Source organism: Mycobacterium sp., assembly GCF_049673265.1.
GTDB lineage: Bacteria > Actinomycetota > Actinomycetes > Mycobacteriales > Mycobacteriaceae > Mycobacterium.
This window is the reverse complement of record NZ_JBATXN010000476.1, coordinates 1-12,336: the sequence shown is the minus strand read 5'-3', so window position 1 is coordinate 12,336 and position 12,336 is coordinate 1. Positions and strand designations below refer to the sequence as shown.

Sequence of the window (12,336 nt, the reverse complement as noted above, 5' to 3'; positions counted from 1 at the left end):
CTCCGACATCGTGGTGTGGCTGGCCGGCGATGCCTCATCGCTGGTCACGGCGGCTCAAATCCCCGCCGACAAAGGGTATTTGAAGATCTAGCCCGCGCTACTCAGCAAAATCTAGATTGTTTATCAGTAATTTGTTAGGTTGAAGCGCGCCCGACTCATATCCCACGTGTGTCTTAGGAAGGGTCCAATGGCGCGTCACCGCAGCATCGAGGTAGTTGTCGCGACCGCGGGAGCATTCTTCGCCTTCGGCATGTCACCGTTGGTCACCGCGCCGCCCGCTCACGCCGACGAGTTCGAGCTGATCCTCGAGCCCATCCTCAACTCGCTATCCAGTATCGACCCCGGACTGGCCACCGAGGTGAGCACGTTGGCGACGAGCTTGGATCCGACGTTCGCCGCGGAAAGCGCGGCGACCGCGGCCACTGCGGCTGCGGCTCCCGACTCCGCCGAGCTGTTCAACCAGTTCATCTACGCCCCGACTCACGCCGCCATTGAGAGTTGGATCAACAGCAGCGTCGGTGAGCAGGTCGACGGGTTCATCAACTCGGCGGCCGGGACATTTCTGATCGGCGACGGCACACCCGGGACGCTGGCTGACCCCGACGGTGGCGCTGCCGGTGCGTTGTTCGGCGACGGCGGGGCCGGCTGGGACAGCACCGAGGCCGGCGTTGCAGGCGGTCATGGCGGCGATGCAGGGATGGTCGGCGACGGCGGGGCCGGTGGCGACGGCGGCGCCGGCGCCGCCGGTGGCGACGGTGGTGCGGGCGGATCGGTCCTAGGCAACGGCGGCGACGGGGGTAATGCCGGCGACGGCAGCACCCCCGATGGTTTGCCCGCTCTTGGTGGGGCCGGCGGCAACGCCGGCGCGTTGGGCCTGCACGGCATGGTCGGCGACCACGCCGCCGGCGCAACCTCCGGATCCGACGCCATCGGAACGACCGGCAGCTGGCTGACCAACAGCGACGGACAGGTCGTCATATTGCACGGGCTCAACGAGGTGTACAAGATTCCGCCCGGTGAGCCCAGCGCCAGCGGGTTCAGCGACGACGACGCAGCGTTCTTGGCCGCCAACGGCTTTAACGCCGTGCGGCTGGGCGTCATCTGGGCTGACCTCGAGCCCCAACCCGGCGTCTTCGACACCGCCTACCTCAACTCGATCGAGCAGACCGTGCAGACCCTGGGCAACCACGGCATCCACAGCATCCTCGATTTCCATCAGGACGCATACAGCACCGAATTCGGCGGCGAAGGCGCGCCGGCGTGGGCGGTGCAGGACGGCGGGCTGCCCAACTCGCCAACGAGCTTCCCGCTCAACATCTTCTTCAACCCCGCGGAGCAGCACGCCTGGGATGCGTTCTGGACTAACGCTGACGCACCGAATGGTGTTGGTCTGGAGAACAATTACGCGCAAATGTTGGAGTACGTCGCCAATGCCTTCAACGGCAACTCCAACGTGGCCGGGTTCGAGCTCATCAATGAACCATCGCCGGGCGGGTCGACATTCTTCTCGACCCTGTTTGGCAGCCCGTACTTCGACAGTCAGCAGCTGACGCCGTTCTACAACCAGGGAGCCGATGCGATCCGGGCCGTCGATCCGACCACACCGATTTTCTTCGAACCCAACGTTTTATCCAACGCGAGCCTGCCCACCGATCTGGGTACGGTGAACGCCACGAACACCGTTTTGTCTTTCCACGACTACTGCGAGTTCGACCTCGGGCCGCTGGGTTGCTTGCCGAGCGTCAGCGCCGTCGTCGGAAATGCCGAGGCGTACGCGCAGGCACACGGTATCCCGGCGTTCATGACCGAGTTCGGGGCCACCAGCACCCAGTCCCAAATCTTGGCGCCGCTGCAGGGCGCCGACCTGCGTCTGATCGGTTGGACCGAGTGGGCCTACAGCGGCCAAGGCGACATCACCACCTCCGCGTCGCCGCCGGACTCCGAGTCGCTGGTGTTCAACCCGGAGCTGCCACCGACCGGCACCAACGTCAACACCGCCAACCTGGAGACGCTCGCCGAGCCTTATCCGCAGCTGATCTCGGGCACCCCGACTTCGTACTTTTTTGAGAACGGCACCTTCGACTTCAGCTACTCCACCGCCGAGGCCGACGGTATGGGCAGCTTCCCGGCCGGCTCGGAGACCACGATCGCGGTGCCGTCCGTCGAGTTCCCCAACGGCTATGACGTGGCCGTCACCGGAGGACATGTTGTCTCGGCGCCCGACGCCCCCGAATTGGTCATCGCGTCGGACAACGGCGCAAGCACGGTCAGCGTCGTGGTGAGCGCCGCTACTGTCGGCGGCGCCGCCGCGGGGTAAGCCCTGTCACTGACCAGGTGGTAACGTCATTACCGTTTGAGGCCAATGTGACTCTCCGGAGACGTTAGATGCATTCACGCGAGCTGTCGTCATGACCGAGCCGGTGGCGGCGTTCGCCGAGCGGGCCCGCACCTGGCTCGCCGACTCCATGCCGCACATCGACCCGCAAAATCCGCCGTACGCCGACCGCGGCGACGAGACGTCCTGGCAGCACGTCCGCACATTGCAGCGCCGGCTCTATGACGGCGGGTTCGCCGGGATCTGCTTCCCCACCGAATACGGCGGGCTCGGGCTGGATATCGACTATCAGAAGGCGTTCGATGCCGAAAGCGTGTGCTACGAGATGCCGCTGATCTTGAATACCCCAACTTTCACTATCTGCGCCGCGACGATCCTCGACACTGGCACCGAAGAGCAGAAGCGGCAACACATTTCGGCCGCGCTGCGCGGTGACGAGGTGCTCGTTCAGCTGCTTTCGGAGCCTAGCGGCGGCTCCGATTTGGCGGGCGTGATCACCCGCGCCGAGCGACGCGGCGACAAGTGGGTGGTCAACGGCGCCAAGACGTGGAGCACCGGCGCGTTCGCCGCCGACTACGGACTGCTGCTGGCCAGAACGAACTGGGATGTGCCCAAGCACGACGGTCTGACGATGTTTCTGGTGCCCATGCACAGCCCGGGCATCACGCTGCGCCGGATCAAGCAGGTCAATGGATCCACGGAGTTTTGCGAGGAGTTCTTCGACGACCTGGAACTGCGCGACGACGCGGTGGTCGGCGAGGTCGGCAAGGGCTGGGAGGTGGCCTCGCGCCAGCTGTATCACGAGCGGCGCGCGGTCGGCGGCGGCTCCGAATTCGCCAGCGGCAGCGGCAGCGAGAACAACCAGGAACAGCCACCCGATTACCCCGCGCTGCTGCAGGCGGCCGGGCTTTCAGGCAACGAACGCGTACGCGAAGCGGCCGGCCACGCGCTGACCCACCGCGCGGTGTGGGAGCAGTTGATCGAACACGTCTACCGCGGCGTGCTGGACGGCTCACTCCCCTCGACCGCCGGCTCGCTGATCCGGCTTTTCCAGGCCGAGGAGGTTGCCCTCGAGGTCGATACCGCGCTGGCGATCGCCGCCAGTGTCGGCGTCGTGGGTGGGCACGAAGACCTGCTCTTCGTCGGCGAGCGCTACCTATCCCGTCAAACCGCGGCGCTGGGCGGCGGCACCACAGAGATGGCCCGCAACGTGATTGGCGAGCGGGTACTGGGCTTTCCGCGCGAATACGCCGCCGATCGCGGGGTGGCGTTTAACCAGGTCAAGCACGGCCGTTCCTGAGCAGTTCGCCCGTCGCCTCCGCGAGGAGGAACTGCTCGTAGAATCGTGCGCGAATTGTTAAGCCTGCTTGCCGATCACACGCCTAGCGAGGAGAGCGACCGTGTCATCTCTTGATCCTCGGGAAACCCGATTCGACGGCGTTCGGATACGCATCGACAGCGACAAGACCTACGAACAGGTCGTGGCCGCATTACTCGCGGAGGTCGGCGAAAGGCCCGAGTCGATCAGCGATCTTCCCGGCGCTTACTTTCACGACTGGGAATCGTTCGCCACCGAGATCACCCGCCAGCTCGGTTCCAGCGAGTTCATGCTGATGCACCTCATTCATCACAGCGGGTGGCTCGAGACGGCCGGAATCAACCGCAAAGCGCTGCGTGCCATCCTCGGCAATCCGCTGATCTCGATCACGATGCTTCGGCACGACCTGACGGCCGGGCTGTTCGCACCCGTGGAACTGCTGCTGCTGGAAGAAGACCACAACCGAAGCAGCCTGACCTACCTCAAGCCGTCGTCGCTGATGGTCGTCGACGACAACCCGCCGCTGCAGGCGGCCGCACTGGCGCTGGACGAGAAGCTTGCCGCGTTAGCCGCAAAAGTCGCGGCGGCTGCCTAGCTCAAACCGCGCCCAGCCGCGAAAGTACCTCGGCAACAACGGAATCCGTTGCCACATCGACTTGATCGCCGGTGCTCAGATCCTTCACGCCGATGGTTCCGGCTTCGATGTCGCGATCACCGGCGACCAGCGCCAGCCGCGCGCCGGATCGGTCGGCGGCGCGCATCGAGGCCTTGATGCCGCGCCCGCCGTACGCCAGATCCACCCGCACCCCGGCGGCTCGCAGCTGCCCGGCCAACACAGCCAGCCGCAGCTTGGCCTGCTCGCCCAGTGGCGCTCCGAACACGTCGCACCGGGTAGAGCGGCCGAGCTCTTTGCCCTCGGCGCGCAGCGCCAACATGGTGCGGTCGACGCCGATACCGAACCCGATACCCGATAAGTCCTGTCCGCCGAGTTCACGCATCAGACCGTCGTAGCGGCCACCCCCGCCGATGCCGGATTGCGCGCCCAGCCCGTCGTGCACGAACTCGAAGGTGGTCTTGGTGTAGTAGTCCAATCCGCGGACCATCCGCGGGTTGATGACGTAGGGCACGCCCAGCGCGTCGAGATGCGCCAGCACAGTCTCGAAGTGCTGCTTGGCCACATCGGAGAGGTGGTCGAGCATCACCGGAGCGTCGGCCGTCATCGCCTTGACTTCCGGACGCTTGTCATCGAGCACCCGCAGCGGATTGATCTCGGCGCGCTTGCGCGTTTCCTCGTCAAGGTCAAGCTGAAATAAGAAGTCCTGCAGTATTTCCCGATACTGCGGACGGCAGGTGTTGTCGCCGAGCGAGGTGATTTCCAGCCGGAACCCATCAAGGCCCAACGAGCGGAATCCGGCGTCGGCGACGGCGATCACCTCGGCATCCAGCGCGGGGTCGTCGACACCGATCGCCTCCACACCGACCTGCTGCATCTGGCGGTAGCGGCCGGCCTGAGGCCGCTCGTAGCGGAAGAACGGGCCCGCGTAACACAGTTTGACCGGCAGCGCGCCGCGGTCCAGGCCGTTCTGGATCACCGCGCGCACCACGCAGGCGGTGCCCTCCGGCCGCAGCGTCACCGAGCGGCCGCCGCGGTCGGCGAAGGTGTACATCTCCTTGGTGACCACGTCGGTGGACTCGCCCACGCCGCGGGCGAACAGTGCGGTGTCCTCGAAGATGGGAAGCTCGATGTCGCTGTAGCCGGCCCGGCGGGCGGCGTCGAGCAGGCCCGACCGCACTGCGACGAATGTCGCCGAATCCGGCGGGACGTAATCCGGTACACCCTTGGGCCCGGAAAACGGCGTCGACTGGCTCACGAGCTCAGACCTTCGAGGAACGGGTTGAACCGCCGTTCCGCGCCGATGGTGGTGGCATTGCCGTGTCCAGGAAGCACCACGGTTTTGTCGTCGAGGACCAACAACTTGTCGACGATCGAGCGAATCAGGTCGCGACCGCTGCCGCCGAACAGGTCGGTCCGGCCCACCGAGCGCTCGAACAGCGTGTCGCCGGTGAACGCGACGTCGTTGTCGTCTTTGTCGTCCTGAGCGTTCGTGACTCGGAAGACCACCGATCCGCGGGTGTGGCCGGGCGTGTGGTCGACGGTGACGCTGATCCCGGCGAGATCGATCTTGTCGCCGTCGCGGTCCAGCTCGATGACCTGTTTGGGCTCGCGGAAGATCGCGGCGAACAGCAGCTGGCCCAGCTTCGGCCCGAAGTCCTTGATCGGGTCGGTCAGCATGAACCGGTCCTCGGGGTGGATGTAGGCGGGGCAGCCGAAGGTGTCGGACACCTTCTGCGCTGACCAGATGTGGTCGATGTGGCCGTGGGTGAGCAGGACCGCCGCGGGAGTCAGCCGATTCTTGTCCAGGACGCGGCGCAGCTGGCCCATCGCACGCTGGCCCGGGTCGACGATGATGGCGTCGGCTCCGGGGTGGGGCGCCAGCACGTAGCAGTTGCACTGCAGCAACCCAGCGGGAAATCCGGTGATTAACACGATCTCCAGTTTCCCATCTCCCACGCCCGGCATGGGCCGCGCCACCCCTATCCAGCGTCAACTGGCACACTCTTTGCTGACTCAGCACACAACCACGGAGGGATATCGGCGGTGCCGACCAACGAACAGCGACGTGCGACGGCCAGACGCAAACTCGAACGGCAGCTGGAACGGCGCGCACAGCAGGCCCGTCGTCGTCGGATGCTGGTGATCGTCGGGGCGCCGGTTGCGGCAGTGGTCGTGGTCGCCGCGGTGGTGTTCACCGTCTTCTACACCAACCACGAGCACAAGAACACGCAGGCTTCGGCCAGCGCGAGCACGACGGCCAGCGCCGCCGCGGGCTCGCCGTCGGACATTCCGCCGCTGCCACCGTTCAAACCAGTCGCCAACCTCGGCGCCAACTGCCAGTACGTGCCTTCGGCGGAACCGGCCAGCAAGCCGGTGAAGCCGCCGCGGCAGGGCAAAGTGCCCACCGACCCCGCTCAGGTCAGTGTCAGCATGATGACCGACCAGGGCCCGGTCGGCTTGTTGCTCGCTAACAACGAATCACCTTGCACTGTCAACAGTTTCGTTAGCCTGGCGCAGCAGAAATTCTTCGACAACACCCGATGCCACCGGCTCACCGCCTCGCCGACCTCGGCGGTGGTGCAGTGCGGCGACCCGACCGCTGACGGCACCGGCGGCCCGGGCTATCAGTTCGCCAACGAGTATCCGTCCAACCTGTACACGCCTGACGACCCTACGGCCCACGAACCGGTGATCTACCCGCGCGGCACGCTGGCGATGGCCAACGCCGGACCGAACACCAACGGCAGCCAGTTCTTCATGGTGTACAAGGACACCCAGCTGCCACCGGAATACACCGTGTTCGGCAAGATTCAACAAGACGGGCTGGCCACCCTGGACAAAATCGCCAAAGGCGGCGTCGCCGGCGGCGGTCAGGACGGCCAACCAGCCACCCCAGTCACGATCAAATCAGTGCGGCTGGACTGATCGAATCTTCGGAGCCCTCGGCAGCTGACAGGAGAACCCTTTGTGCAGGTGACGACATTCGGGCGCTACCAGCTTCTCGACCTAATCGGCCGTGGCACAACGGGAAGAGTCTTCCGAGCCAACGACACCGTCACCAACCAGGTAGTTGCCCTCAAGGTGCTCGCGGCGGAAATGGGCGAGAATTCAGAGTTCCTCGACCAGTTCAACCGCGACGTAGCCGCAGCCGCCGGCCTCGATAACCGCCACGTGGTGCCGATCCACAACTATGGCGAGATCGACGGCCGGCTGTATGTGGACATGGGGTTGATCGAGGGCACCAACCTCGGTCGCCTGATCAGAAACGAGGGCGGCCGAATACTTCCTGCCCGCGCGGTCACGATCGTCGAGCAAGTCGCCGCGGCCCTTGATAGCGCGCACCGAGCGGGGCTCGTCCACGGCGACGTCAAGCCGTCGAATATTTTGGTCGCACCGCGAGATTTCGTCTACCTGACAGACTTTGGGATAGCGCGCAACGCCGCAGATATTGCCGGAGCCAGCATGGGCCATGTGCCCGGCGCCTACATGGCGCCCGAAAGATTCAGTAGCGCAGGCGATTCCCGCGCTGACATCTATTCGCTGGCCTGCGTGCTACACAAATGCCTGACCGGACAACAGCCGTATCCCGGAGACACCTTCGAAGAGCAGCACGCTGGGCACGTGACCGCCCCACCGCCGCGACCCTCGACGTCCTCCCCCGGCATAGCGCCGGCATTCAACGCCGTGATCGCCGCGGCTATGGCCAAAAGCCCCCAGGCGCGCTACCAGACAGCTCCGCAGTTGGCCGAAGCCGCACGAGCAGCGTTGGACAACCGCTTCAGTCCACCGCCGAGCCCGCTGAGTCCGAAGCCATCGGGCCGTTCCCAGCCCGCACCCGGCCATTCGACCGCTGCACCGCGGCCGGATCAGGTCGACGAATCCGAGAACAGCCACACCCTGGCCCTCCTGGGCGCAATGGTCGCAGCGGGGGTGGCGCTGTTCGGGGTGATCGCGCTGGTGATCATCAGCGCCACGACCTCCTCGGACCGCGGCGGCACAGCGACGACGTCCGCCGCCCCGACCAGCACGTCCACCACGAGCAGCACCACGGCGACCACCTCGGTCAAACCGTCGGCGGGGCAGCTTCCGCCGTTTGTCCCCTCCGCCGGTTTGGGTGCCGACTGCGAGTACCCGGCGTCAACCGACTCCGCCAGCAAGCCGGTGAACCCGCCCGACGCCGGCGAAGTTTCGACCCATCCCGCTAAGGTCGGCGTGAACATCGTCACCAACCGCGGCAAGATCGGCCTGCAACTCGCGAACAACGAATCGCCTTGCACTGTGCACAGTTTCGTCAGCCTGGTGCAGCAGAAGTTCTTCGACGACACTCAGTGCCACCGGCTCACCACCTCGCCGGGTCTGTCGGTATTGCAGTGTGGTGACGCGAGAGGCGACGGTACCGGAGGCCCGGGCTACCAGTTCGCCGACGAATACCCGGCCGATCAGTACCCGGCCCGCGATCCCGCGCTGAAGAAGCCGGTGATGTATCCGCGCGGCACGCTGGCGATGGCCAACGCCGGACCGAACACCAACGGCAGCCAGTTTTTCATGGTCTACCGCAACTCGCAGTTGCCGCCGGCATACACCGTATTCGGCACCATCGACGCCAGCGGCCTGGCGACGCTGGACAAGATCGCCGCGGCCGGCGTCGCCGGCGGTGGCGACGACGGTACGCCCGCAACCGAAGTCACCATCACATCGGCTCGGCTGCGCTAACGCGCCCTATCTACATAGGCTTGTGCGGCCCGGGCGATGAACTCTTCGGTGGGCCGCGGATACCAGCCGAGTTCTCGGGTCGCCTTATCGTGGCTGGCCGGCGAGGTCAGCTCGGCAAGCCGGGCGCTTTGCCTGCTGAGCGCGAAGTCGCGGCGCAGCAGCCATCCCGCAGCATCCGAGAGGTGGGCGAACGCATGCACCGCTGCCATCGGCAGACCCAGTCGCGGTGGTCGCGCACCGACGGCCTTCGCGGCGATCGTGACCAATTCTCGGTGCGTCATGTAACGCTCAGAGATGATGTAGCGCTGGCCAATTCGTCCCCGCTCGGCGGCCAACAGCAATGCGTCGGCGGCGTCGTCGATCCCGACCACTTCAGACCCGACCCCGCGGATGTAAAACGGCAGCTTCCCGAGCGCGGCCAGCTGCACCAACATCCCTTGGCGCGGCTGCCAATCGGGCGGCCCGTATGGATTCGACACATTGGCTATGACTGCAGGAAGCCCGTGATCTGCGACATAGCACAACACCAGTTGCTCGGCCTTACGTCGTGAGTCGATGTAGCTGCCGGCTTGGTCCGCCCAATTGAAAGGCGTGTCCTCGTCGACGGTTTCACCGTCGCGACCAATGGCGATGGCGCCGATGGTGCTCAGGAAAACGAACCGTTGCAGGTTCGCGGTTACCGCCACGTCGAGTACCTTGCGCAGGCCGTTGACGTTGGTCTCGAACAACGGTGCGGGGTCTCTCAGCTCGGCCCTGGTGTCCACGATGCAGTAATAGACGACGTCGCGATCGGACAAAGCCGCGGCCAGTTGCTCCGCGTCAGAAAGATCGCCGTAATACCGCTCGACGTCGAGCACGTCGATTCCCTTGGTGGAGCTGGTCTTTCGTAGCAGCACCCGGACATCAGCACCGCTAGACACCAGCCGGCGGGTAACACAAGCGCCCACATTGCCGCTGGCCCCCATCACCAGAGCCCGCTGCGGTGACACGATTGCCAGGTCGCCTACGCCGCAGACGTCACGCGATAGACGTCGTAGACACCTTCGACATTGCGGACCACATCCAGCAGATGTCCCAGATGCTTGGGGTCGCCCATCTCGAACGTGAACCGGCTGATCGCCACCCGATCACCCGAGGTGGTCACCGACGCGGAGAGGATGTTGACTTTCTCGTCGGCCAGCACCCGGGTGACGTCCGACAACAGCCGGTGCCGGTCGAGCGCCTCGACCTGGATGGCCACCAAGAACACCGACGACGGCGACGGCGCCCAGAGCACCTCGATGATGCGCTCGGCCTGCTGCTGCAGCGACGCGGCATTGGTGCAGTCGGTGCGGTGCACGCTGACTCCGCCACCGCGGGTGACGAACCCCATGATCTGATCGCCGGGCACCGGCGTGCAGCACTTGGCCAGCTTGGTCAACACGCCCGCGGCGCCGGGGACCGACACCCCGACATCGTCGGTGCTGCGCGGGCGCCGCGGCATGGTCGCCGGGGTGGACCGTTCAGCGAGATCCTCTTCGGCCTGGTCGATACCGCCGAGCTCGGCAACCAGCCGCTGTACGACGTGCTTGGCCGAGACATGACCCTCGCCGACCGCGGTGTAGAGCGCCGATACGTCCGCGTAGTGCAGCTCGTTGGCCACCGCCGCCATCGACCCGCCGTTGACCAAGCGCTGCAACGGAAGTCCGCCGCGGCGAACTTCGCGGGTGATTGCTTCTTTGCCGGTCTCCAGCGCCTCCTCGCGACGCTCCTTGGCGAACCACTGGCGGATCTTGGCTTTGGCGCGCGGCGACACCACGAACTGCTGCCAATCCCGCGACGGCCCGGCGTTGGGCGCCTTGGACGTGAAAACCTCGACGACTTCACCGTTTTCCAGCTTGCGTTCCAGCGCCACCAGCCGGCCGTTCACCCGAGCGCCGATGCATCGGTGCCCCACCTCGGTGTGCACGGCGTAGGCGAAGTCCACCGGCGTCGACCCGTTGGGCAGCGTGATCACATCACCTTTCGGGGTGAACACGAAAATCTCTTGTACCGCAAGGTCGTAACGCAGCGACTCCAGGAATTCACCGGGGTCGGCGGCCTCTCGCTGCCAGTCGAGCAGCTGACGCATCCACGCCATGTCGTCGATTTCGGCTGCAGCAAGAGCATGCGGAACCCCGTTGCGGCCCTTGGCCTCTTTGTATACCCAGTGCGCCGCGATGCCGTATTCGGCGGTGCGGTGCATATCGCGGGTGCGGATCTGCACTTCCAGCGGCTTGCCCTCCGGGCCGACGACGGTGGTGTGCAGCGACTGGTACACCCCGTAACGCGGCTGAGCGATGTAGTCCTTGAACCGGCCGGCCATCGGCTGCCACAGCGAATGCACCACTCCCACTGCGGCATAACAGTCCCGGACCTCGTCGCACAGGATGCGGATGCCGACCAGGTCGTGGATGTCGTCGAAGTCGCGGCCCCTGACGATCATCTTCTGGTAGATCGACCAATAGTGCTTGGGCCGTCCCTCGACCACGGCGTTGATCTTCGACGCGGTGAGGGTGGCGACGATCTCGGCGCGCACCTTGGCGAGATAGGTGTCGCGCGACGGCGCACGGCCGGCGACCAGCCGGACGATCTCCTCGTACTTCTTGGGATGCAGGATCGCGAACGAGAGATCCTCCAGTTCCCATTTGACGGTTGCCATTCCCAGCCGATGTGCCAGCGGCGCAATGACTTCCAGCGTTTCGCGGGCCTTGCGGGCCTGCTTCTCCGGTGGCAGGAAGCGCATCGTGCGCATATTGTGCAGCCGGTCGGCAACCTTGATCACCAGCACCCGCGGATCGCGGGCCATCGCGATGATCATCTTACGGATCGTCTCGCCCTCGGCGGCGCTGCCCAGCACCACCCGGTCCAACTTGGTCACCCCGTCGACCAGATGGCCGACCTCTTCGCCGAACTCGTTGGAAAGCGCATCCAGCGTGTAGCCGGTGTCCTCGACGGTGTCATGCAGCAGCGCGGCCACCAGCGTGGTGGTGTCCATGCCCAACTCGGCGAGGATGTTGGCCACGGCCAGCGGGTGGGTGATGTACGGGTCTCCCGAGTGCCGCAGTTGGGTGGCGTGCCGCTCTTCGGCGACCTCGTAGGCCCGCTGCAACAGCAACAGGTCGGCCTTCGGGTAGATCTGGCGGTGCACCGCCACCAGTGGTTCGAGCACCGGGCTGAGCGCGCTGCGCTGGGCCGTCATTGGCCGCGCCAACCGGGCCCGAACCCGGCGCGACGCGCTGGTCGGTGTCTTGACACTTATCGAGGGCTCGGGCGCCGGCGGAATGTCGGCGACCTGCAGCGGTTCGGTAGGCGGCTGAACCGCCGTGCCTTTGT

Annotated in this window: 8 protein-coding genes and 3 pseudogenes; 7 read left to right on the top strand and 4 right to left on the bottom strand. The window is 65.6% G+C overall.

The features are described 5' to 3' along the window. From WBF82_RS16490 to WBF82_RS16475, 4 genes and pseudogenes are all read left to right on the top strand, one after another. Nucleotides 1-91: pseudogene (locus WBF82_RS16490) on the top strand (SDR family mycofactocin-dependent oxidoreductase); the annotation flags it as partial. Nucleotides 92-187: 96 nt separating this feature from the next. Beyond that, a complete protein-coding gene (locus tag WBF82_RS16485) occupies nucleotides 188-2,317 on the top strand; it encodes a cellulase family glycosylhydrolase (RefSeq protein WP_424384046.1) in 2,130 nt (709 codons plus the stop codon). A 91-nt stretch (nucleotides 2,318-2,408) separates the two neighbouring features. Continuing rightward, a complete protein-coding gene (locus WBF82_RS16480) occupies nucleotides 2,409-3,635 on the top strand; it encodes an acyl-CoA dehydrogenase family protein (RefSeq protein ID WP_424384045.1) in 1,227 nt (408 codons plus the stop codon). Between the two features lie 100 nt (nucleotides 3,636-3,735). Continuing rightward, nucleotides 3,736-4,248 carry a DUF302 domain-containing protein gene (locus tag WBF82_RS16475; protein ID WP_424384044.1) on the top strand — a complete coding sequence of 171 codons (513 nt, stop codon included), beginning with the start codon at nucleotides 3,736-3,738 and terminating at the stop codon, nucleotides 4,246-4,248. A 1-nt stretch (nucleotide 4,249) separates the two neighbouring features. Here the strand turns inward: WBF82_RS16475 and hisS are convergent, their stop codons facing one another. Together hisS and WBF82_RS16465 are read right to left on the bottom strand one after the other, a co-directional pair. After that, on the bottom strand, nucleotides 4,250-5,524 hold the full coding sequence (gene hisS, locus WBF82_RS16470) for a histidine--tRNA ligase (RefSeq protein ID WP_424384043.1): 1,275 nt from the start codon (nucleotides 5,522-5,524) through the stop codon (nucleotides 4,250-4,252). Next, nucleotides 5,521-6,201 carry an MBL fold metallo-hydrolase gene (locus WBF82_RS16465; protein WP_424384048.1) on the bottom strand — a complete coding sequence of 227 codons (681 nt, stop codon included), beginning with the start codon at nucleotides 6,199-6,201 and terminating at the stop codon, nucleotides 5,521-5,523. Before WBF82_RS16465 ends, hisS begins: the two co-directional genes overlap by 4 nt. Nucleotides 6,202-6,312: 111 nt before the next feature. Between WBF82_RS16465 and WBF82_RS16460 the strand changes: the two genes are divergently transcribed. The 3 genes and pseudogenes from WBF82_RS16460 to WBF82_RS16450 form a co-directional block, all read left to right on the top strand. Further along, on the top strand, nucleotides 6,313-7,194 hold the full coding sequence (locus WBF82_RS16460) for a peptidylprolyl isomerase (protein ID WP_424384042.1): 882 nt from the start codon (nucleotides 6,313-6,315) through the stop codon (nucleotides 7,192-7,194). Between the two features lie 42 nt (nucleotides 7,195-7,236). Further along, nucleotides 7,237-7,983: pseudogene (locus tag WBF82_RS16455) on the top strand (serine/threonine-protein kinase); the annotation flags it as partial. Between the two features lie 201 nt (nucleotides 7,984-8,184). Beyond that, nucleotides 8,185-8,982: pseudogene (locus WBF82_RS16450) on the top strand (peptidylprolyl isomerase); the annotation flags it as partial. Here the strand turns inward: WBF82_RS16450 and WBF82_RS16445 are convergent. Further along, the gene (locus WBF82_RS16445) at nucleotides 8,979-9,947 is read right to left on the bottom strand and encodes an NAD-dependent epimerase/dehydratase family protein (RefSeq protein WP_424384047.1); all 969 of its coding nucleotides are present in this window, start codon (nucleotides 9,945-9,947) and stop codon (nucleotides 8,979-8,981) included. The pseudogene WBF82_RS16450 and the gene WBF82_RS16445 sit on opposite strands and share 4 nt — an antisense overlap. A 38-nt stretch (nucleotides 9,948-9,985) precedes the next feature. Next, nucleotides 9,986-12,336, bottom strand: a 2,351-nt coding sequence (locus WBF82_RS16440; protein ID WP_424384041.1) for a RelA/SpoT family protein, incomplete at its 5' end; no start/stop codon positions are given.

What these genes read in the sequence shown, in the direction of transcription:
- WBF82_RS16485 (WP_424384046.1), top strand. Translation starts at nt 188, where the DNA reads ATGGCGCGTCACCGCAGCATCGAGGTAGTTGTCGCGACCGCGGGAGCA.
- WBF82_RS16445 (WP_424384047.1), bottom strand. Translation starts at nt 9,947, where the DNA reads ATGGGGGCCAGCGGCAATGTGGGCGCTTGTGTTACCCGCCGGCTGGTG.
- WBF82_RS16480 (WP_424384045.1), top strand. Translation starts at nt 2,409, where the DNA reads ATGACCGAGCCGGTGGCGGCGTTCGCCGAGCGGGCCCGCACCTGGCTC.